21 protein-coding genes are annotated in these 22845 nt (G+C 45.1%); 17 read left to right on the top strand and 4 right to left on the bottom strand.

The genetic code is table 11. The annotated features are described in order from the left end of the window. Positions 1-178: 178 nt before the first annotated feature. On the top strand, positions 179-1363 hold the full coding sequence (locus OCV20_RS03470) for an NnrS family protein (protein ID WP_017063328.1): 1185 nt from the start codon (positions 179-181) through the stop codon (positions 1361-1363). A 67-nt stretch (positions 1364-1430) separates the two neighbouring features. Here the strand turns inward: OCV20_RS03470 and OCV20_RS03475 are convergent, their stop codons facing one another. Then, a complete protein-coding gene (locus tag OCV20_RS03475) occupies positions 1431-2438 on the bottom strand; it encodes an adenosine deaminase (RefSeq protein ID WP_086775127.1) in 1008 nt (335 codons plus the stop codon). A 354-nt stretch (positions 2439-2792) separates the two neighbouring features. Here OCV20_RS03475 and OCV20_RS03480 point away from each other — a divergent pair, with 354 nt between their 5' ends. Further along, positions 2793-3110: a DUF3622 domain-containing protein gene (locus tag OCV20_RS03480; protein ID WP_017056240.1), complete on the top strand. Its 318-nt coding sequence runs from the start codon at positions 2793-2795 to the stop codon at positions 3108-3110. 204 nt (positions 3111-3314) lie between these two features. On the opposite strand, the gene OCV20_RS03485 is transcribed toward OCV20_RS03480, so the two are convergent. After that, on the bottom strand, positions 3315-4361 hold the full coding sequence (locus OCV20_RS03485) for a succinylglutamate desuccinylase/aspartoacylase family protein (protein WP_017060792.1): 1047 nt from the start codon (positions 4359-4361) through the stop codon (positions 3315-3317). Positions 4362-4632: 271 nt separating this feature from the next. Here OCV20_RS03485 and OCV20_RS03490 point away from each other — a divergent pair, with 271 nt between their 5' ends. Then, positions 4633-5172 (top strand): DUF3332 family protein, encoded by a 540-nt coding sequence (locus tag OCV20_RS03490; RefSeq protein ID WP_048605541.1) that lies wholly within the window; start codon positions 4633-4635, stop codon positions 5170-5172. 137 nt (positions 5173-5309) lie between these two features. On the opposite strand, the gene OCV20_RS03495 is transcribed toward OCV20_RS03490, so the two are convergent. Next, complete coding sequence (locus OCV20_RS03495) at positions 5310-6782, bottom strand: aminoacyl-histidine dipeptidase (RefSeq protein ID WP_086775126.1); 1473 nt, start codon at positions 6780-6782, stop codon at positions 5310-5312. 1065 nt (positions 6783-7847) lie between these two features. On the opposite strand from OCV20_RS03495, the gene OCV20_RS03500 reads away from it, so the two are divergent. The 14 genes from OCV20_RS03500 (at position 7848) to pgpA (ending at position 20803) form a co-directional block, all read left to right on the top strand. Continuing rightward, positions 7848-9137, top strand: coding sequence for an NCS2 family permease (locus tag OCV20_RS03500; protein WP_048605536.1), 1290 nt, complete (start codon positions 7848-7850; stop codon positions 9135-9137). 84 nt (positions 9138-9221) lie between these two features. Continuing rightward, positions 9222-9686: a xanthine phosphoribosyltransferase gene (gpt, locus tag OCV20_RS03505; RefSeq protein WP_009847475.1), complete on the top strand. Its 465-nt coding sequence runs from the start codon at positions 9222-9224 to the stop codon at positions 9684-9686. Between the two features lie 89 nt (positions 9687-9775). Then, positions 9776-11029, top strand: coding sequence for an esterase FrsA (gene frsA / locus OCV20_RS03510; RefSeq protein WP_086775125.1), 1254 nt, complete (start codon positions 9776-9778; stop codon positions 11027-11029). 144 nt (positions 11030-11173) lie between these two features. Next, positions 11174-11563 (top strand): sigma factor-binding protein Crl, encoded by a 390-nt coding sequence (crl, locus tag OCV20_RS03515; protein ID WP_017060787.1) that lies wholly within the window; start codon positions 11174-11176, stop codon positions 11561-11563. A 76-nt stretch (positions 11564-11639) separates the two neighbouring features. Then, a complete protein-coding gene (proB, locus tag OCV20_RS03520; RefSeq protein WP_202910146.1) occupies positions 11640-12824 on the top strand; it encodes a glutamate 5-kinase in 1185 nt (394 codons plus the stop codon). Positions 12825-12890: 66 nt separating this feature from the next. Then, a complete protein-coding gene (locus OCV20_RS03525) occupies positions 12891-14141 on the top strand; it encodes a glutamate-5-semialdehyde dehydrogenase (protein ID WP_050711734.1) in 1251 nt (416 codons plus the stop codon). Between the two features lie 156 nt (positions 14142-14297). Then, positions 14298-14747: a transcriptional regulator NrdR gene (nrdR, locus tag OCV20_RS03530; protein WP_004734394.1), complete on the top strand. Its 450-nt coding sequence runs from the start codon at positions 14298-14300 to the stop codon at positions 14745-14747. 40 nt (positions 14748-14787) lie between these two features. Then, positions 14788-15885, top strand: coding sequence for a bifunctional diaminohydroxyphosphoribosylaminopyrimidine deaminase/5-amino-6-(5-phosphoribosylamino)uracil reductase RibD (gene ribD / locus OCV20_RS03535; RefSeq protein WP_086775123.1), 1098 nt, complete (start codon positions 14788-14790; stop codon positions 15883-15885). A gap of 52 nt (positions 15886-15937) precedes the next feature. Beyond that, positions 15938-16594, top strand: coding sequence for a riboflavin synthase (locus tag OCV20_RS03540; protein WP_048612249.1), 657 nt, complete (start codon positions 15938-15940; stop codon positions 16592-16594). Positions 16595-16702: 108 nt separating this feature from the next. Beyond that, a complete protein-coding gene (gene ribBA / locus OCV20_RS03545; RefSeq protein ID WP_048615539.1) occupies positions 16703-17812 on the top strand; it encodes a bifunctional 3,4-dihydroxy-2-butanone-4-phosphate synthase/GTP cyclohydrolase II in 1110 nt (369 codons plus the stop codon). Positions 17813-18107: 295 nt separating this feature from the next. Further along, positions 18108-18578 carry a 6,7-dimethyl-8-ribityllumazine synthase gene (gene ribH, locus OCV20_RS03550; protein ID WP_004741508.1) on the top strand — a complete coding sequence of 157 codons (471 nt, stop codon included), beginning with the start codon at positions 18108-18110 and terminating at the stop codon, positions 18576-18578. Then, complete coding sequence (nusB, locus tag OCV20_RS03555; protein ID WP_004734399.1) at positions 18578-19045, top strand: transcription antitermination factor NusB; 468 nt, start codon at positions 18578-18580, stop codon at positions 19043-19045. The genes ribH and nusB overlap by 1 nt, the downstream gene beginning before the upstream one ends. A 277-nt stretch (positions 19046-19322) precedes the next feature. Continuing rightward, positions 19323-20297 carry a thiamine-phosphate kinase gene (thiL, locus tag OCV20_RS03560; protein WP_017066823.1) on the top strand — a complete coding sequence of 325 codons (975 nt, stop codon included), beginning with the start codon at positions 19323-19325 and terminating at the stop codon, positions 20295-20297. After that, positions 20297-20803, top strand: a complete 507-nt coding sequence (pgpA, locus tag OCV20_RS03565; protein ID WP_017060782.1) for a phosphatidylglycerophosphatase A — start codon at positions 20297-20299, stop codon at positions 20801-20803. Before thiL ends, pgpA begins: the two co-directional genes overlap by 1 nt. Before the next feature lie 158 nt (positions 20804-20961). On the opposite strand, the gene dxs is transcribed toward pgpA, so the two are convergent. After that, a complete protein-coding gene (gene dxs / locus OCV20_RS03570) occupies positions 20962-22845 on the bottom strand; it encodes a 1-deoxy-D-xylulose-5-phosphate synthase (protein ID WP_050645778.1) in 1884 nt (627 codons plus the stop codon).

Raw genomic sequence — 22845 nt, forward strand, 5'->3', positions numbered from 1 at the left:
TGGTTGTGTTTTTTTGACTTGTTTATTGGCTATTGAATCTCGTGAGTCGCTGTTTTTACTGGTTTTATCTAATTGGCGCGTTTCATGCAAAGTGATCTGCATATTGCATCGGATTTGATGCACACAAAATTTGGTTTAGGTAATACCTTGGCCGCTTATCTGAGAATTAGGAGCGAGTTTGTTAAATATCACAGATAAAAGTGTAGAAGACGCGATTCCAGCCTACCTGCGTTTAGGCTTTCGACCTTTCTTCTTTTTAGGCAGTCTCTATGCCGTGATCGCGATTGTAGCTTGGGTCATCATGTTCCAAAACGGTCAGCCTGAAATGCTAAAAGTACCGGCGCTTTGGTGGCACGTACATGAAATGCTGTTTGGTTTCTCAATGGCGATAGTGGTTGGTTTTGTGTTAACGGCGGTACAAACGTGGACGGGTGTCAACGGCACCAAGCACTATCGATTGGCAGCCTTGGTTGGTTTATGGATCGCACCTCGTATTCTGTTTTGGACCCCCGCACCGTTATGGTTGATTTCGTCGGTTGAGGCGCTGTTCTTAATCTTCGCCGCCTACGAAATTGGTTTCCGAGTCGTGAAGTCGAAAGGCTGGAAGAACCTGTTCTTTGTGCCGCTGTTTATATTGGCTATCGTGGCGAACTTTGCTAGTTACGCGACCATAAAGGGAATGCCTCCATTTCCATCGTCTGCAGTTTGGCAGGCCATGTTGTGGTGGTTTACCTTGCTGTTATCAGTGATGGGTGGGCGAGTAATCCCATTCTTCACGGCGCGTCGCTTTGATTTTGAAAAAGCACAACCATTGGTTTGGTTGGAATGGCTAGCGAACCTACCTTTGGTTGGTTTATTTGTGTTGAGCTTCTTCCCATTAACCTTTGCTCAAGTCGGCAATGAGTTGATGGTATTTGCAGGTGTGACACAGTTGGTGCGCTTTATCCGCTGGAAGCCTTGGACAACGCTATCAGAACCTTTGGTGTGGTCGCTGCATGCGGCTTACCTATGTATCCCTCTTAGCTTGCTGTTACGTGGTCTGTTAGACAACCCGTTCGCAAGCCACAACATGCTGCACTTGTTTGCGATTGGCGGTTTGAGTGGATTAATTCTGGCGATGATTACGCGCGTGACAATGGGACATACTGGTCGTGCTATCTATAAAGGGCCAAGTATGGCTTTGGCGTTTTCGGCTATTTTTATTGCGGCACTCGTTCGTAGTTTGGGTGTGACATTCTTCCCTGCGTATTTATTTGAGATGGTTAACATCAGCGCCGGTTTATGGACATTAGCGTTCGGGCTGTTTATCTGGAAGTTCGGCATGATGCTGTTAACGCCAAGAGTGGATGGTCATCCGGGCTAAGCCAATGGGTTATCAACTAATACTAAAAGGGAAGCTCTGAGCTTCCCTTTTTGATCTTGATAACTCATTAAGTATTCGCAGCAAGATATTGACGTACCTGTGTGATGAGATCTTCTTTGGCATGAGGCGAGATAAAACTGGCTTCGATGGCATTAATACTAAACTGCGCTAATTCGTTTTTCGTCAGTGGATGAGCATTGGCGACCGCGAGGAAGTTATCATTCATATAGCCGCCGAAGTAAGCCGGATCATCGGAATTGATGGTGACGCACAGCCCTTTTCTCAGCAACTCGACGATGTTGTGCTCTTGCATGCTCTCAAACACCTTGAGTTTGGTATTCGATAGCGGGCAGACTGTCAGTGGTGTACGTTTTGCTATTAGCTGTTCCATTAGCTCTTCATCTTCTACACAACGAACGCCATGATCAATTCGGGTAATGCCTAACAAGCTCACTGCGTCGATAATATTTTGTGCTGGGCCTTCTTCTCCGGCGTGCGCGACAGTCAGGAAGCCTTGGTTGATCGCTTCTTGGAATACATGTTTAAACTTCTCTGGCGGATTGCCCTGTTCTGATGAATCTAACCCAGCGGCAATGATCTTATCTTTAAAGGGAAGGGCTTGTTTGAGCGTTTCAAAAGCGCTGTCTTCATCAAGGTGGCGCAGAAAGCACATGATCAGTTGGCTGCTGATGCCAAGTTCTTGCTCCGCTTGATTCAAAGCTAGAGTAATCCCGCCGACGATGACTTCAAAGTCAATGCCGCGTTCAGTGTGAGTTTGAGGGTCGAAGAATATCTCAGTATGAACTACATTATCTTGCTGGCACTTCAACAGATAAGCCCACGTCAGGTCGTAGAAATCTTGTTCATGAATCAGTACGTTTGCACCTTGATAATAGATATCGAGAAAGGATTGAAGATTGTGGAACTGGTACGCGTCTCGGACTTGGTCAGGGGTCTCAAAGGGAATCGACACGGCGTTACGCTTGGCGAGTTGGAACATCAGCTCTGGCTCTAGTGTGCCTTCTATATGTAAGTGCAGCTCAACTTTCGGTAAATTTTTGATGAAGCTATCCATAGCAACTCCTTAGCTATTTTAATTATGGGCGGAGTAGGTGAGACAGTAGAGTCTATAAACCTGAGCAAGCAGGTATCTCTTTCATTTATCTCTGTTTGAGCATAGTTCATTTCATTGTTGTCGATAAAATAGGACAGAAGTTGATGGTGAACCGAGAGTTACGAACCGATTGAAATCAGGCGCAAACGATTTGCAGCATTGGAGTGTGATCCGCTGCAAATATTTGCAGCAATATTCATTGATTTGTGCTCTAATACCGCGCTTACCAAGGGATGGTGTTAAAAGATGCTCACTTAGATGGAGTTATCAAAGTTGACCGATCCCTTAATGATCTCCCTTAGGAAAAAATAGAACATGTCTAAGAACAAAAAATTTGATATCCGCCTTACAGAAAAACGCAACGGTTGGTGTGCAGAGATTACTCGTCAAGTAACGTCTCGCAGCACTACAGTATCTAAGCGTGAGTCTGGTTTCGAAACTGAAGCTCTAGCACAAGAGTGGGCAGAGAAAGAGCTAGCATCTTTCATCGCTAACCAAGCTGAACGTAACGAGCGTAAATCAGAGCAGCGTAAAGAGCGTGACGAACTACGTCATACTAAAGAGCTTAAAGCTGAGCAAGCACGTGAAGCGCGCGCTAAAGCTCGTGCAGAAGAGCAAGAAGACGCTGAGTAATTCAGTGCATGACTAATTTATAGATCCCTTAATTTTAAGATAAGGGATTTGTGAAAAAAAAAGCCCCGATACAACTTTTTTCTTTCTAGTTAAAAGTGTATTGGGGCTTTTTAGTTTGTGGAGTTCTGTTTTATTGTGTTTAAGAGCACTATGTTGGCTTCTCGCTTTTAACGTCGAGCTCTTAAACTGTAAAGCATTGTCTGATCAGTTATTCAGCGCAGTTAGCCAATCGTCTTCTGCCACTTCTTCAATGTAGCTTTCTACTGATTGTCCGACTTCTTCATCGTCTTGCTTGAAGTAAGCGATGTGGAACACAGCATCACCTTCGTTGACCAAAGGTAGAGTTTGCTGACCAATCACGATACCGCCTTTGGTTGTGATCACTTGGCCTTCTTGGTGACCCAATGGAGAGCTGATGTAAGCAAGGGTTTGTCCTGCTTCAACTTGTTCGCCAAGTCTTACCATGTTACGCAAAATACCGTCTGATTCCGCGCGGATCCAGCTGGTGGATTTACTCAATACTGGCTCTGGTAACTTCTTACGGTTAGGGCGCAGCATGCCGATTTCTTTCATCACTTGATGCACGCCAAGGTAACCCGCACGAATCGCTAGGTGATCAAAACGCAGTGCTTCACCACCTTCGTAAGTTAATACAGGAATACCCAGCTTTTCCGCTTCGCTACGCAGTGAACCGTCACGCAGTGGAGAATCAATAATCACGGGTGTTGCGAACGCTTTTGCGATGCGCAGTGTTTCAGGGTTCGATAGGTTTGCACGAATCTGTGGCAGATTGGTACGGTGAATCGCGCCCGTGTGTAGATCCAGAATGTAATCACAGTGCTTTGCCACGTTCTCAAAGAAGGTGTAAGCGATGCGTGATGTTAACGATCCTTTCTCGCTGCCAGGGAAGCAACGGTTTAGGTCACGACGGTCTGGTAGGTAACGAGATTTATGGATAAAGCCAAACACGTTAACGATAGGCACAACAATTAATGTCCCTTTCAATTTCTTTGGATCAATCGCATTGGTCAGTTGTCGTGCAATCTCAACACCGTTTAGCTCATCGCCGTGAATAGCCGCATTTACCATCAGTGTTGGGCCTGCTTGGCGACCGTGAATAATTTCAATCGGGATCGAAAGTGGAGAATGCGTGTAAAGCTGAGCCGCTTGCAGTTCAATCTCCATTCGCTGTCCTGGCTGAACAGTATAACCAAGTAATTCGAATGGTTGATTAGGTTTTAGTCTTGCCATTTAGGTTGTTCTCAACATGGTGATAATTCGTTAACACGGAATGTAGCAATCGTTGATTTTTAGTACGAATCAATCGCTTTACGGTGACGACAAAAGTTTTTTATGAAGGGGCTTCTGAATTGGTTTCAGTTTTTTATTTGGCTAATTGAAGGGTGTTTTAAATTGTGAATTTTCTGACAATACATTGATTTAGCGCTGATATTTGTTATTCAGTTCGTTGGTATTATCCACCGCCATTTTTTGGCGGCCAAATTCAAATATTGAGATCAAAATGAAAAAAACAATTTCAAAAGTTGTAGCACTAGCAGTGGTATCTGTTGCTTTATCTGGCTGTGTTGGTAGCAACGCAGTAACGGGTTACCTAATGAAGTTCAACATCAAGGCTGTTGATAACCGTTACGCTCGTGGTGGTTTGAACATGCTACTTGCACCTGCATACGGTCTAACAGTTGCTGCCGATTACCTAGTATTCAACTCACTAGAGTTCTGGACAGGTAGCAACCCACTAACAGGTGCTCCGCACATCTTTGATACTAAGACTGATACTTACCTAGACATCAACCACCAACTTGATCCGTCGCTAACGGAAGCGCCTGTTGGTCCTATCACGAGTGCAGATGTGATCGAAAAAGGTCAAATGCAGCAGATTGATGAAAACACGATCCAAATGGACATTACTTACCAGTCTGGTGAGCGTGCGACGTTAATCGGTGTTCGTGATGGCGAGATGGTGACGTACTTCATCGATGGCGAAGTTGTGGCACAAACTTCAATTGATGAGCTAGAAAGCTACGCGGCTTCACGCGCTTAATTGCTTCTTTAGTCACAAATAGTCGATTACAAAGATTAGATACAAAAACAGGTACTCATTGAGTACCTGTTTTATTTTGTGTCGATAAACGGTGTTTACTGTAAACACCATTTACTGAACAAACATAGCTTATCGAATTAAGCTTTTTCTGGGATCGCTTCAAGCAATGCAACCATTTGGTTCCAGAATAGCTCAACGGTGTCGATCTTCACTTTCTCATCAGGAGAGTGCGGGAACTTGATGGTTGGGCCGAAAGAAACCATATCCATGTTCGGGTAAGGTTCTTTGAATAGACCACACTCAAGACCAGCATGGATAACCATGATGTTTGGCTTGTGACCGTAGATACCTTCGTACATGTCGCGGAATATATGCATGATTTCTGAATCTGCGTCTGGTTTCCAACCTGGGTAAGCACCAGAGAACGCGATGTTAGCGCCTGCTAGTTCAGCAACAGAGTGAAGCATGCTTTCTACTTGTGAGCGACCTGAATCGATAAGAGAGCGGATCAGGCAAAGCACTGTGATTGAGTTCTCTTCTGTTGTGATAACACCTACGTTTAGAGACGTTTCCACAACACCTTCAATCTCGTCACTCATACGAATCACGCCGTTTGGACATGCGTTAAGTGCCGCGATAAAGCGAGCTTGGTCTGCAGCCGCTAGAGCGCCCATTTCAACAGAAGCTTCTTCATTGAAAGTCACGATGCTGTCTTCTACTTTACCGAGCTCTGTTGAAAGCAGCTCAGTGTAGTAGTTGTATAGTGAAGCCAGTTTTTCTTGGTTTGCCGCAGGAACAGCAACCGTTACGAAACCCTCACGAGGGATCGCGTTACGAAGGCTACCACCTTTGAATTCGACGATGCGAAGGTCTAGCTCTTTTGCGTGACCCGCTAGGAAGCGAGCAAGCAGTTTGTTTGCGTTTGCACGACCTGTGTGGATGTCACAACCAGAGTGACCGCCTTTTAGGCCTTTTAGCGTTAGCTTACGTGTTACGAAGTCAGCTGGAATCGCGTTACGAGCAATTTCAAATGTCATTGCGCCGTCGATACCGCCAGCACAACCCATGTACACTTCGCCTTCTTGCTCTGAATCGGTGTTAAGAAGGATATCGCCTTCTAACCAACCCGCTTCAAGACCGAAAGCACCTGTCATGCCTGCTTCTTCATCTACTGTTAGTAGAACTTCGATAGGGCCGTGTTGGATTTCGTTTGAAGCAAGAACCGCTAGGCACGAAGCCATGCCCATGCCGTTATCAGCGCCAAGCGTTGTGCCTTTAGCTGTAACCCACTCACCATCAATGTATGGTTGGATTGGATCTTTAGCGAAGTCATGAACTGTGTCTTCGTTCTTTTGTGGAACCATATCGATGTGAGCTTGTAGCACCACACCTTTTTTGTTTTCCATACCCGCCGTTGCAGGCTTTTTGATGAATACGTTGCCCGTTGGGTCACGACGTACATCTAGGCCTTGCTCTGTTGCCCAAGCAATAATGTATTGAGCAAGCTCTTCTTCATGCTTAGAAGGGTGTGGGATTGAGCAAATCTTATCGAAGAACTGCCAGATAGGGGCAGGGGATAATTTACTGATCTCAGAATGGAATTCAGACACGGATGACTCCTTTTTTATTTGATAACCATATATTTAGGTTTTGTATGGGTGAAAACCTAGAACAAAAATCTAAAATATGGGTCTGTTTTGATGGCAACAGCATACCACTTGAGCGTTTTGACGAGTAGCGGTTCTAAACCTCAAATAGCTCAAATTTTGAAAGCGATCTTGTCCACCTGATCACAATTAAGCGCCTTGATGCTTATAAATGGCGCAAGCAAACGTTTGTTTAATTCTATTCTGTAATTTAATTACGAAAATAAGTTTGCAAAATAACCGCAAATGGCAAAAAGTGTGACGTATAGCAAAAAATACTTGTAATCTTTTTTCTTTAGGGTATATTAATAACCAACTTCTGAGATGAAGAGTAAATGCTCAAAGGATGAGTCCGTTTTATCGCCTCCAAGGAACCGAGAAATCAAATTCGTTTTTTATTGATTTATTAAGGTGATAGTTATGAAAGGTTTACCATCTGCAATGTTCTGGATTAACAGCTCTGTTTACACTAGCAACTTTGCATACCCTACAAGCTTTGGTTACTAATACCGTAAGCATGTAACTCGAACAGTTTTGTTCACCCCTATATATTGGAATTCTTTTACAGCCCTTTTGGTTGACAGATTCTACCGCCACTCAGTTTTGAGTGGCGTTTTTTTTGCCTGCTACTTTTCCCAAACCGCTTTCGCTTGTCACTTTCCATGCAGTTCTGCGCGGTTGTTTTTTAAACGCCGAAATATCAATTTGCGCCTTATTACTGATCCTGTTGAAAAATACATAACTATTGTGGGTTTGAATTCAGAATTTACTGGCTAGATTCTCAATAAAAATAACCGATGGTAGAAAAAACAACCAACTAATTTTACTGAATGCATTGTTATTAATTTGTTGTTTTTAAAAGATATTTTACGCTGATGTTTTTATTTTTAATCGCTTTGTTTCATACGGCATTCTGATAAATATCGATTAGAGCCTTAATTCTATCTGGAATTTGTTATTTGATAACTTTATAATCCACAGCCAATCGATTACGCAACCGTTTACTTTTTACCCTTATAGGATTCGATAATGTTCGAAAAGCTATTCAAACTCAGTGAAAATGGCACCAATGTGCGCACTGAAATCATCGCAGGTCTAACAACCTTCCTAACAATGGCTTACATCATTTTTGTAAACCCAATGATTCTAGCTGATGCTGGTATGGACCATGGCGCTGTATTTGTAGCAACCTGTTTAGCGGCTGCTATTGGCTGTTTCATCATGGGCTTTGTTGCTAACTACCCAATTGCTCAAGCTCCAGGCATGGGTTTGAACGCATTCTTTACCTACGCTGTTGTAATGGGTATGGGTTATACGTGGCAAGTTGCTCTGGCAGCGGTTTTCGTATCAGGCGTAATCTTCATCTTCTTAAGTATCTTTAAGATCCGTGAATGGATTATCAACTCGATCCCTATGTCTCTGCGTGTTGGTATCTCTGCAGGTATCGGTCTTTTCCTAGCGTTTATTGCTCTTAGCAATGCAGGCATCGTTGTTTCTAACCCAGCAACTAAAGTTTCACTGGGCGATATTACCGCGATTGCTCCTATCCTAGGCTCACTTGGTTTCTTCCTAACAATTGCTCTTGTTCACCGTGGCGTGAAAGGCGCAGTAATGATTGCGATTCTAGCTATAACAGCTCTTGGCATTGTTATTGGTGACGTTCAATACGGCGGCATCATGTCTACACCACCAAGCCTTGCACCTACATTCATGCAGCTTGATTTCTCTGCTGTATTTGAAATCGGTATGATTTCAGTGGTATTCGCATTCTTGTTCGTCGATTTGTTCGATACAGCGGGTACTCTGGTTGGTGTTGCAACGAAAGCAAACCTAATCAAAGAAGACGGCAAACTACCGCGCTTGAACAAAGCACTGCTTGCTGACTCTACAGCAACATCTATTGGTGCACTGCTAGGTACTTCAAACACAACGTCTTATGTTGAGAGTGTTGCGGGTGTTGCTGAAGGCGGTCGTACCGGTCTAACGGCTGTTGTTGTTGGTATCTTATTCCTACTGGCTCTTTTCTTCTCGCCACTTGCAGGTATGATTCCGGCTTACGCAACATCAGGTGCACTTTTCTATGTAGCAATTCTGATGATGTCTGGCCTAGTTGGCATTGATTGGCGTGATCTTACGGAAGCAGCACCAGTCGTGGTAACATGTCTGCTTATGCCGCTGACGTACTCTATCGCTGAGGGTATCTCACTAGGTTTCATCGCTTACGCTGCAATTAAGCTGCTAAGTGGTAAAGGTCGCGACGTTTCACCTGCTGTGTGGGTAATGTCGGTTATCTTTATTCTTAAATACATTTTCGCTTAATCGTCTAGATTTCTGCTTAATCGCTGAAGAGGCTATGTTTGAGATAGCCTCTAATAACATGACAAAATTATTAGGTTTTATACTATGAGCAACAAATTCGTTATCACTTGGGACAACATGCAGACTTACTGCCGTCAACTTGCTGAAAAGCAAATGCCAGCAGAGCAGTGGAAAGGCATCTGGGCTGTAAGCCGTGGTGGTTTGGTTCCTGGTGCAATCTTGGCTCGTGAGCTAGGTATTCGTCACGTAGATACGATTTGTATTTCTAGCTACGACCACGATCACCAACGTGATATGACAGTAGTTAAAGCACCTGAAGGTGACGGCGAAGGCTTCCTAATCGTTGAAGACTTGGTTGATAGTGGTGACACTGCACGTAAGCTTCGCGAAATGTACCCTAAAGCGAAACTGATCGCTGTATGTGCAAAACCATCTGGTGCTGATTTGCTAGACGAGTACATTGTTGATATCGCTCAAGACACATGGATTGAGCAACCTTGGGATACTAGCCTAAGCTACGTTGAGCCAGTAAATCGCAAGTCAAAATAAGCGTAAACTTAGTTTTTTGAGAAATGACCCTTTATAGGGTCATTTTTTTTTATATTATTAGTGACAACCATTTCTTATTAAGTATCCCAATGTCTGAACCAGAAGAAACGAGCTCGAACCTTTCGGAAACTTTGTTTGTAAAGCACAAGCAGGCGAAAGAGACCTCAATGTTGACACAATACATGCCAAGCTCTGAAGCGTTATTGGATGAGAAACGTGAACAGCAAAACTCATCATGGTACCGAAACCTAAGACGTCTTCAGTGGGTCTGGCAAGGCGTTAATCCAATAGAGCAAGAAGCGGTATTGGCTCGCATCGCGTCATCAGATAACTCTCGGACAACCGATGAGTGGCTTGATACGGTCATGGGTTACCGAAGCGGTAACTGGGCATACGAATGGACCAAGCTGGGTATGCAGCATCAGAATCGCTCTAATGAAAAGAACGATGAAGAGATGGCTGAAGAGCTGTTTTCAGCATCGTTGTGCTTCAGTATTGCGGGTTACCCACATCTCAAGAGCGACAACTTGGCGGCTCAGGCTCAAGTGTTGGCCAACGCAGCGTATTCTGAAGCGATCAAGCACACTAAGTTGATCGTCAAACAGATTGATATTCCATACCAAAACAAGAAGATCAAAGCGAACTTGCATCTAACCAAGACAGATAAACCACAACCGGTTGTGATTGTCAGTGCGGGTCTAGATAGCTTGCAAACGGATATGTGGCGCTTGTTTAGGGATTATTTAGCACCTAAGAACATTGCTATGTTAACGGTAGACATGCCATCAATAGGGCACAGTGCACATTGGCCGTTAACAGAAGACTCATCTTGTCTTCACCAAGCGGTGCTGAATGAATTGCCTAACATCCCATGGGTCGATCACCACAAAGTCGGCTTGTTTGGTTTCCGCTTCGGTGGCAATGCGATGGTGAGACTATCTTTCCTTGAGCAACATAAGATTAAAGCGTGTATCTCTTTAGGCGCGCCAATTCACGACATCTTTGTTCATGCCGACAAACTGAAACAGATGCCTAAGATGCATCTAGATGTGTTGGCTTCGCGTCTTGGTAAAGGTGCTGTTGATATCAATAGCCTTTCTGGGCAGTTGATGGCGTGGTCACTCAAGGTACAAGGTTTGCTGTCAAACAGTAAAACCAGTGTTCCAATCTTGGCATTGGCTCTGGAAGGCGACCCAGTTTCACCACCAATGGATAATCAACTGGTTGCTATTTACAGTGATTACGGAAAAGCGAAGAAAATCAAAGCTAAGTCAATTACACAAGGTTATGAGCAATCCCTCGAATTGGCGATAAAGTGGCTTGAGGATGAATTATTTAGATGACATTTCTCCTAAATTAGTTAAGCATGAAAAGTGTACAAACTAAGTACCTGATACTCAGAGGTAATTTATAAAATCTAAATGCGTAGTTTCTACGTATAACAGTCTGAGTAACGTCATTCTTAACATTGAAAATGGAGATTCAATATGTCAGAAGTGACACAACAACCTACGCATTACCGCTTGTTGAATGTTTTAAAGGCGATCGGGCCTTACTTAAGGGAACCGCAATCAGAAGAAGGCCACTATATCTTTGATTGCTTGTCTGTATGTGTGAACGATAAAAAATCACCAGAAGAACGCGAGTTCTGGGGCTGGTGGCTGGAATTGGATAAGTCGGAAGAGGGATATTCGGCGAAGTACAATATCGGCAAGTACAACATCGATGGTAACTGGGACTCTTTGCCGTTACCTAAAAAGGCGGTCGCTGAGGTCTCTCGAACTCAAGAAGCCTTCCACAAAAAACTGGTTGATGAACTTCAAAGTAAGTTTGAAATCAGTATCCAATTAGACGAAGAGTCTGTCGAATTCGTCTAATTTTAAAGGTTACTCTTCTATATAAAGCAAAAAGGTGCGATTTCGCACCTTTTCTGCTTGTGAATTCCCCTTTTGATTGCTAAAACATCACCTCTTATTTGTTTTATCCATAAAAGACTTCATGACAACAAATCATCAAAGCGGGACAACAACACAGCGTAAAACTGTCGTTGTTAAACTGGGTACCAGTGTCTTAACTGGTGGAACATTGGCATTAGACCGCGCTCATATGGTTGAGCTGGTTCGTCAATGTGCTGAATTAAAAAAACAAGGCCACTCTGTGGTTATGGTTTCGTCTGGCGCAATTGCAGCAGGACGTGAGCACCTTGGTTACCCCGCACTTCCCAACTCAATGGCGAGCAAACAGTTGCTTGCGGCAGTTGGGCAAAGCCAGTTGATTCAAGTTTGGGAGTCTTTGTTTGCTATCTATGACCTTAAGATTGGCCAGATGCTACTGACTCGTGCTGATCTCGATGATCGCGAGCGTTTTCTTAATGCACGTGACACGATCAACGCACTGGTTGATCACGATATTATTCCGGTAGTAAACGAAAACGACGCAGTAGCAACCAACGAAATTAAAGTGGGCGACAATGATAACTTGTCGGCCTTAGTGGGTATTTTGTGCGGTGCTGATAAGCTTTTGCTACTAACAGACCAAAAAGGCCTGTTTACGGCTGACCCTCGTAAAGACCCAAATGCTGAGCTCATCAAAGAAGTGAAAACCATTGATGATACACTGCGCAAGATCGCAGGCGGCAGTGGTACGACATTAGGTACCGGCGGCATGGCAACAAAACTGCAGGCGGCTGATATTGCTCGTCGTGCAGGCATCGAAGTGATTATTGCTGCGGGCAGTGCTGAAAATGTGGTGTTTGACTCACTGAGTGACAACCCACAAGGCACACGTTTCTTGCCTTTAGCGGAAGCGCTTGAAAACCGTAAACGCTGGATTTTAGCGGGCCCTGCTTCAGCAGGTGACATCGTGGTCGACGACGGCGCAGTAAACGCAGTTAACACCAAAGGCAGTAGCTTGTTGGCGAAAGGGGTTGTTCGAGTGAAAGGCGAATTCTCTCGTGGTGAAGTTACCCAAGTCACAGACAGCAAAGGCAAAGTAATTGCGCGTGGTATCGCCAGTTATTCAAGCCAAGACCTAGCAAAAATTGCAGGCAAGCACAGTAAAGATATTGGCGACATCCTTGGATACGATTATGGGTCAGAAGTCATTCACCGTGATGACCTAGTTGTGATTCAAGAGTAGCTCGTGATGATAAGGCGAATCGCCTTTTTTCATCCAAAGACAGACAGAATTTAGGGAGAGTTAAACGTGGATTTAACTAACATGGGTATCGCAGCAAAAGACGCTGCTTTCCACCTAGCGACCGCATCTACGGCGCAAAAGAATAAAGCATTGGCGATCATCGCTGATGAGCTAGAAGCAAACGCAGCAACGATTTTAGAAGCGAACGCGAAAGATATCGAATTAGGTCGCGAAGCTGGTCTAACCGACGCACTGCTTGATCGTCTACTTCTTAATGAAGAGCGCTTAACCGGTATCGCTAACGATGTGCGTAACGTGATTAGCCTTAACGACCCTGTAGGCAGCGAAATCGACAGTAAGGTACTGGAAAACGGTATGTCACTGTCTCGTCGTCGCGTGCCACTTGGTGTGGTGGGTGTTATCTATGAAGCGCGTCCAAACGTAACCATCGATATTGCAGCTCTGTGTCTGAAGACAGGTAACGCAAGCATTCTACGTGGTGGTAAAGAGACGTTCTTCTCGAACATGGAACTGGTTAAAGTTATCCAGTCGGCATTAGAGAAAGCGGAGCTACCAGCGGCTTCTGTTCAGTACATCGAGAAGCCTGATCGTGAACTCGTTTCTCAATTGCTTAAACTGGATGACTACGTGGATATGATCATTCCTCGTGGCGGCGCTGGCTTGCACAAGATGTGTAAAGAGAACAGCACCATCCCAGTTATCATCGGCGGCTTTGGTATCAGCCATATCTTCGTTGATGAAAGTGCGGACCTTGAAAAGTCGGTAGATGTTGTCGAAAACTCTAAAGTTCAGCGCCCATCAGCGTGTAACTCGTTAGATACACTGCTAGTGCATGAAGCGGTTGCTGAAGCTTTCCTAATTAAGCTGAAACAGCGTTTAGCAGGCAAAGTAACCTTGGTTGCAGATACCAGTGCAAAATCACTGCTAGCGGGTTTTGAAGACCAACGTGATGCGGTTGAAGGCGACTTTGACACTGAATGGCTAAGCTACACGTTAGGCGTGAAAGTTGTTGCGGATGTGGCAGAAGCGATTGACCACATGCGTGTACACAATGCGAGTCACTCAGATGCGATCATGACTAACAGCCTAGAGAGCTCAGAGCGTTTCATTAACTCTGTTGGTTCTGCAGCGGTTTATGTGAATGCATCAACACGTTTTACTGATGGCGCACAGTTTGGTCTGGGTGCTGAAGTAGCCGTGTCTACTCAGAAATTGCATGCTCGTGGCCCAATGGGCTTAGAAGAGCTGACAAGCTACAAATGGGTAGGTAAAGCGAACTATTTAGTCCGCGGTTAACGCTGGTCGTTAATTTTACTCCTCAGCTCATTTTTGAAATGGCGATCGAGTAGCAATAATCAATGAATCACCACACAAAAGGGCCTTAATTGGCCCTTTTTCTTTCCTAACGTTTGGCAATTCCGTTACACTGATATTCAATTATTTGGAGGTGATATGCATTGTCCTTTTTGTTCAGAGAACGACACTAAAGTAATCGATTCAAGACTGGTAGCCGATGGCCATCAGGTTCGTCGTCGCCGTCAATGCCTTGCATGTAGTGAACGTTTTACTACGTTTGAATCGGCAGAACTTGTGATGCCTAAGGTCATAAAGTCGAATGGAAACCGCGAACCATTTAATGAAGATAAAATGGTGGGTGGTGTACAGCGCGCCCTAGAAAAACGCCCAGTGAGTGCTGATGCGATTGAACTTGCGATCAGTACGATTAAGTCGCAACTCCGTGCAACTGGTGAGCGTGAAGTACCAAGCGAGATGATTGGTAATCTTGTGATGGGCCAATTGAAAGAATTGGATAAAGTGGCGTACATTCGTTTTGCCTCTGTTTACCGCAGCTTTGAAGACATCCGAGAGTTTGGCGAAGAAATCGCTAAATTAGAGGATTAACTCCTCAATCATGTCAAACTTTACTCCCCTAGATTTTCAAATGATGTCGCGTGCTATTCAGTTAGCAAAACGCGGCATTTACACTACTGCACCCAACCCGAATGTGGGGTGTGTCATTGTACAAACCGACGGTCAGATCGTTGGTGAAGGTTTTCATGCCAAAGCCGGTGAGCCTCATGCTGAAGTACATGCCATGCGAATGGCGGGCGACAAAGCAAAAGGTGCGACGGCTTATGTCACGCTAGAGCCTTGCTCTCATTACGGTCGAACGCCACCTTGTGCTGAAGGTTTGATTAAGGCTCAAGTAGCCAAAGTAATTTGCGCCATGCAGGACCCAAACCCAAAAGTCGCAGGTCGTGGTATCAAAATGCTACGCGATGCGGGTATTGAGGTTGAAATCGGTTTGCTAGAGCAAGACGCTCTTGACTTGAACCCTGCATTTATCAAGCGTATGCAAACGGGTATGCCATTCGTTCAGTTAAAGATGGCCGCTAGCCTTGATGGGCAAACGGCATTGGAAAATGGTCAAAGCCAGTGGATCACATCGCCAGAAGCGCGTCGTGATGTTCAGAACTACCGAGCAAAATCAGGCGCTGTGCTATCAACTAGCCAGACGGTGATTGAAGACAACGCGTCGTTGAATGTTCGTTGGGCAGAGTTGCCAAGCAGTATCAAAGATCATTACGCTGAAGACGAGCTGCGTCAGCCGATTCGCGTGATTCTTGACCGTCAAAACCAACTGCGTCCGGAACTCAAGTTATTCCAGACTCCAACATCCGTGTTGAGAGTTGCCGAAGCGTCTGCTGATATTGAAGTCGGAACCACAGATGCAGGTCAGCTCGATTTGCACGATCTGATGCGTCAATTACCTACGAATCATATCGACCATATTTGGGTCGAAGCGGGCGCTACATTGGCAAAAAGCTTGATTGAAGAACAGCTGGTGGATGAGCTAATCCTCTATTTAGCACCTAAACTTATGGGCAGTGACGGACGAGGTTTGATGGGCGCATTAGGGCTCACTTCAATGTCTGACGTTATTGACCTAGAAATTAAAGATGTTCGACAGGTTGGTGTGGATATTCGCATCGTTGCGAAACCGGTAGTAACGCAACCGACAGTAACGAAACCACAGTAGAAATAGTTACTCCAACTGCATACGTGTCGTTGACAACAAAAAGAGTTTTAAAATGTTTACAGGAATTGTAGAAGCCGTAGGTACATTGAGTGCAATCACTCCCCGCGGAGAAGACATCACCGTAACGGTTAACGTTGGTAAGCTTGATATGGCTGACGTTCAGTTAGGCGACAGTATCGCTACCAATGGTGTGTGTTTGACTGTGGTTGAATTTAACGACCACAGCTACAGTGCAGACCTTTCGCTTGAGACCCTGAAAAAAACGGGTTTTGTCGATTACCAAGCGGGCGATAAAGTTAACCTTGAGAAAGCAATGTTACCAACCACGCGTTTCGGTGGACACATCGTGTCTGGTCACGTTGATGGCGTGGGTGAGATTGTTGAACGTAATCAAGTTGGTCGTGCGATTGAGTTCTGGGTAGAAATGCCAGCAGAAATCTCAAAATACGTGGCTCAAAAAGGTTCAGTAACGGTCGATGGCATTAGCCTGACTGTGAACGATTTACGCAAGAACGCATTCAAGCTGACTATCGTTCCTCACACCTCTTCAGAAACCACCATCGACCAATTCAATGTCGGTCGTAAAGTGAATCTAGAAGTTGATGTATTAGCACGTTACATGGAGCGTTTACTGCAAGGTCAGCAACAAGAGTCTGAGCCTGAATCTCGATTAACGATGGAATTCTTACAGCAGAATGGTTTTGCCTAACCGTTGATACAAAGTGCGTTAAGCGAGACTTTGTAAAACGAAGCAATATCATCAGGTTTAAATAGTGTCGGTTCTAGGAAGCAGAACCATTTCAAAGGATATAGAACAATGCCAATTAGTACTCCTCAAGAAATTATTGAAGACATTCGCCTAGGAAAAATGGTTATCCTGATGGATGATGAAGATCGCGAGAATGAAGGCGATCTGATCATGGCAGCAGAACATGTGACGCCAGAAGCGATTAACTTCATGGCGATGTATGGCCGTGGCTTAATCTGTCTGACGCTAACCAAAGAGCGTTCAAGCCGTATGGGTCTAGCGCCTATGGTTCAAGACAACAATGCACAGTACACCACCAACTTTACGGTTTCGATTGAAGCGGCTGAGGGTGTAACTACGGGTATCTCTGCATCAGACCGTGCAGTGACGGTTCAAGCGGCAGTGGCGAAAGATGCGAAAGCGGCTGATCTTGTTCAACCTGGTCATATTTTCCCACTGACAGCGCAAGATGGCGGTGTTCTGACTCGCGCAGGACACACAGAAGCAGGTTGTGATTTAGCACGCCTAGCAGGCTGTGAGCCAGCATCGGTTATCGTTGAGATCCTAAACGACGACGGCACTATGGCTCGTCGTCCTGATCTTGAAGTGTTTGCTGAAAAACACGACATCAAGCTAGGCACCATTGCAGACTTGATTGAATACCGCAACAACACAGAAACAACGATTGAACGTGTAGCACAATGCCATTTGCCAACTGAATTTGGTGATTTCGAGCTTGTGACTTACCGCGATACAATTGATAACCAGATCCACTACGCGATGCAAAAAGGCGACCTATCTGAAGGTGCTCCTTTGGTACGTGTTCATCTGCATGACACGTTCACCGACCTGCTTCATTCAGACCGTGGTACTGAGCGCAGCTGGTCGCTAGATAAAGCGATGAAGCGCATTGGCGACGAAGGCGGTGTGTTGGTTATTCTTGGCAACGAAGAATCTTCTGATTCTTTGATTCACAAAGTGAAGACATTCGAAGCGCAAGACAAGAACGAGCAGCCAACTATGGCGAAGAAGCAGGGTACCTCGCGTCGTGTTGGTGTCGGTTCTCAGATTCTTCAAGACCTAGGCGTGCACGATATGCGTCTGCTTTCTTCAAGCACTAAGCGTTACCACGCATTGGGTGGTTTTGGTCTTAACGTTGTTGAGTACGTTTGCGAATAAATCCTGTGTCAGCGAGCAGACGTTTCTCCGTTTGTAGCGACATAATTTACCGATGATTTCAGTGGCTCTTTTGGTGATAAATCTAGCCAAAAGAGCAAAGTAGCCAAGTTCGACTCAATACGCGTTCAATACACAAACTTGGCTCCTCGCTGTTCCTATATGCTTGGGATCAGCGCTGCATTATCATCTTTACATTGCCGGTGTCTGTTCTTCTAAATTACCATTAGATATTGCTCACAGTTTTGTGCTAGAATCCGGCGATTCTCACTTGATGAAAATAGTTAAAGGAAGGCTTATGAAAGTGATCGAGGGTGGCTTCCCAGCGCCAAATGCAAAAATTGCTATCGTTATTGCTCGTTTCAACAGTTTTATTAACGAAAGTTTACTTTCTGGTGCAATCGATACTTTAAAGCGTCATGGACAAGTAAGCGAAGACAACATCACTGTTGTTCGTTGCCCTGGTGCAGTAGAACTTCCACTTGTAGCGCAGCGCGTTGCAAAAACAGGTAAGTTCGATGCGATTGTATCTCTTGGTACAGTAATTCGTGGCGGTACACCTCACTTTGACTATGTTTGTAGTGAATGTAATAAAGGTTTGGCACAAGTGTCTCTGGAATATTCTCTTCCAGTAGCGTTTGGTGTTCTTACTGTTGATACGATCGATCAAGCTATTGAACGCGCAGGAACCAAGGCTGGTAATAAGGGTGCAGAAGCAGCACTTAGCGCACTTGAGATGATCAACGTTCTTTCTGAAATCGATTCCTAATGGGGGCCAGTGTGAAACCAGCCGCACGTCGTAACGCACGTCAATTTGCTCTACAAGCAATTTATTCTTGGCAAATTACTAAAGAAAATATTGCTACCGTTGAAGAACAGTTCTTATCTGGTGGTAAGTATGATGAAGAAGAGCATCATGCTGCAGAGCCTGCTCTTGCTATGCCAGAAACAGACGTTGCATACTTCCGCGACCTACTAACTGGTGTTGCTCTTAGCCACATGGAACTTGATAGCAAGCTTCGTCCATTCGTATCTCGCCCTATGCAAGATCTGGATCTGATGGAACTAGCGCTTCTACGTTTAGCTATGTACGAGATGACTCGTCGCGAAGATGTACCATACAAAGTGGTTATCAACGAAGCTATCGAGCTTGCAAAAGTATTTGCAGCAGAAGACAGCCATAAGTTTGTTAACGGTGTGCTTGATAAAGCTGCACCGCACGTTCGTAAGAAATAAGACGTTCGTATATTGAATCTAAAGGTCAGCTTTTATGCTGGCCTTTTTTGTAACTAAATTTCTGTAATATTAATAATACCAATCGTAGTAAATAACTGGTCACCCTAGCTTGCTAAAACGCTCGATAACTGCGTTAGAATTTTTGATTGTAGAATAACTACTTATCGAAAAATTCTGCCTTGTTCTCAAGCCTTTTTCCTACGCTAATTTTGATCACTTACTTACTGTGATTGGTATAATTACGGTGATTTTTATGAGACTAAAGATAGGGCATGTGATGTCTGGCGAATTTAACCTGATTGAAAAATATTTTGTAAATCGACAACCACAACGTAAAGACGTTCTTCTAGCTGCTGGCGATGATTGTGCTTTGGTCAAAGCGCCGGGCAATGTTGAGATAGCGATCAGCACGGACACCTTAGTGGCTGGTACCCATTTCTTAGCGGAAGCGAATCCGGCTTGGGTGGCACACAAGGCGTTGGCTTCCAATATCAGTGACCTTGCTGCAATGGGCGCGACGCCTGCGTGGGTGTCATTTGCTTTAACCATGCCTGAAATCGATGAAGCATGGCTTGCTCCCTTCTGTGACTCCTTTTTTAAACTCGCAGACTACTTTGGTATTCAGTTAATTGGTGGTGACACCACCAAAGGCCCACTAAGCCTGACACTGACGGTACAGGGCTTTGTTCCTGAAGGACGAGCGCTGCGCAGAGATGGCGCGAAAGTGGGCGACTGGATTTACGTAACAGGTAACCTAGGTGACAGCAAAGCTGGCCTAGAGGTGTTACTTAACCCAGAGCAGAATAGAGCGAAGCCTTATGCTGCTGAGCTTGAAGAGAGACATTATGTGAGCGCTCCACGAGTGTTAGCGGGTCAGGCGCTTGTGAACCTTGCTTCATCGGCGATTGATATCTCTGATGGCGTTATTGCTGATTTAAAACATATCCTTAAGCGTTCTCAAGTTGGTGCGAGTATTGATGTAAGCACGCTGCCTATCTCTCCAGAGTTACGTCAGTTCGCTCCTGATATCACTTCAGCTCAGCAATATGCGCTGACCAGTGGTGAAGAGTACGAACTGTGCTTTACTGTACCAGAAGAGAATAAAGGGTCGTTGGAAAGTGCTTTGTCACACACTGGTACAAAAGTCACCTGCATTGGCCAGATAAGACCTGTAGAATATTTTGAATTACACAATAATGGTGAACCACTAAGCTGGAACTTAACTGGTTACGATCACTTTAAGGTTAATTGATGACAAACCCACTTTCTCTTATTTCTCTTAAAAACCCTTGGCATTTCTTAGCAACGGGTTTTGGCAGTGGCTTATCGCCTATTATTCCCGGCACAATGGGCACGCTCGCGTCTATTCCGTTGTACCTGTTGTTGGTTCAGTTACCGTTTCCTGCTTACGTTGCCGTGGTGGTGGTAAGTTGCATTATTGGTATTAAGATCTGCCAAGTAACGTCTGATGATATGGGCGTGCATGACCACGGTTCTATCGTTTGGGATGAGTTTGCGGGCTTTTGGATCACCATGAGCTTAGTGCCTATGCTGAATATCCCTGCCGATGACTGGAAATGGCTGCTGACTGGTTTTGTGCTTTTCCGCTTCTTTGACATGGTAAAACCATGGCCGATTGGTTGGCTAGATGCACGAATTCACGGCGGCTTGGGTATCATGATTGACGATATTGTAGCGGGTATTATGGCGGCTATTTCGTTGTATGCCGTGGCACATTTCGCTGGTTGGTTAGTGTGAGTTAACTGAAGGGCTAAGGTTTCGCAGTCGATACACCAAACTAACTAATTGATACTAAAAAGGTTGACCCTAGGGCCAACCTTTTTTGTTTTATTGCTTACGAGCTTACGAGCTTACGAGCTTACGAGCTTACGAGCTTACGAGCTTACGTATTAAGATTACTTAGCAAGGTAGTCAGAGACAGACTTCTCAATACCTTTCGCATCTAAGCCAAGCTCTTCGTGCAGTTCGCCTTGAGTACCTTGAGCAATGAACTTGTCTGGTAGGCCAAGGTTCAATACTGGCATCAGTAGTTTCTCTTGCATCAAGAACTCAATTACACCTGCGCCGGCACCACCTGCAATCGCATTCTCTTCGATAGTCACCAGAACATCGTGGTCAGCAGCAAGCTGTTTGATCAGAGCTTCATCGAGTGGTTTCACAAAGCGCATATCTGCAACTGTCGCATCGATGGCGTCAGCGGCTTGAAGTGCACTCTCAAGGAAAGTACCGAAACTTAGGATAGCGACTTTCGAGCCATCTTTTGCTTTTTCGCTTTCGCGAACGATACGACCTTTACCAATCTCAAGCGCGGTAAATTCACTTTGTATCTCAGTGCCCATACCATTACCGCGAGGGTAACGAACGGCACTTGGACCTGTGTGCTGGTGGCCGGTGTAAAGCATTTGGCGACATTCGTTTTCGTCGCTTGGCGCCATGATCACCATGTTTGGAATACAACGCATGAAGCTTAAGTCGAACGCACCTTGGTGTGTTTGACCATCGGCGCCGACAAGGCCTGCACGGTCGATAGCAAACATGACCGGTAAGTCCATGATAGCCACATCGTGGATCAGTTGATCGTAACCACGTTGTAGGAACGTCGAGTAGATAGCGACTATCGGCTTATCACCCGCAATCGCCATACCCGTTGCTAGCGTCACAGCATGCTGCTCAGCAATCGCTACGTCGAAGTATTGTTCTGGGTACTCTTTCGAGAAACGCACCATGCCAGAGCCTTCACGCATTGCAGGCGTGATCGCCATCAGCTTAGGATCTTGCGCGGCCATATCACACAGGAAATCGCCAAAAATCTTAGAGAAAGTTGGTTTAGAGCTGGTGCTCTTAGGCAGACTGGAGTGTGCTGGATCGAATTTCGGTACGCCGTGGTAACCGATTGGATCTTTCTCAGCTGGCTCGTAGCCTTTGCCTTTCTTAGTCATGATATGCAGGAACTGAGGGCCTTTAAGGTCTCTCATGTTCTTAAGCGTTTTAATCAGCTCATTGACATCGTGACCATCAATTGGGCCAATGTAGTTAAAGCCTAACTCTTCGAACATGGTGCCAGGGACAACCATGCCTTTTAGATGTTCTTCTGTACGACGAACCAGCTCTTTAATCGGCGGAACGCCTGATAGCACTTTCTTGCCGCCCTCACGAATTGACGTGTAAAGACTGCCAGAAAGAACTTGAGCTAGGTGGTTGTTTAGCGCACCTACGTTTTCAGAGATCGACATCTCGTTATCGTTCAGGATAACCAGCATGTCATTGTGAATATCGCCCGCGTGGTTCATGGCTTCAAATGCCATACCCGCAGTAATCGCGCCATCACCAATCACACTCACGACTTTACGGTTCTTGCCTTCTTTCTTCGCACTGATAGCCATACCAAGTGCAGCACTGATCGAAGTTGAAGAGTGACCAACAGAAAGAGTGTCGTATTCGCTCTCTTGACGCCATGGGAATGGGTGCAGTCCATCTTTTTGACGGATAGTCGACAAGCGGTCGCGACGACCAGTAAGAATTTTATGCGGGTATGCTTGGTGGCCAACATCCCAAACCAACTGGTCAAAAGGCGTGTTGTACACATAGTGCAGAGCAACTGTCAGCTCTACTGTACCTAAGCCTGACGCTAAGTGACCACTTGACTGGCTCACTGAGTTAAGAAGATAGGTACGTAATTCATCACAAAGCTGTGTCAGCGTCTCTTTTGGAAGTAGACGCAAATCCTCTGGCTTATCAGCCAAAGCAAGAGTTGGGTACTTTGATATATCAAGAGTCAT

Source organism: Vibrio coralliirubri, from assembly GCF_024347375.1.
Lineage (GTDB): Bacteria > Pseudomonadota > Gammaproteobacteria > Enterobacterales > Vibrionaceae > Vibrio > Vibrio coralliirubri.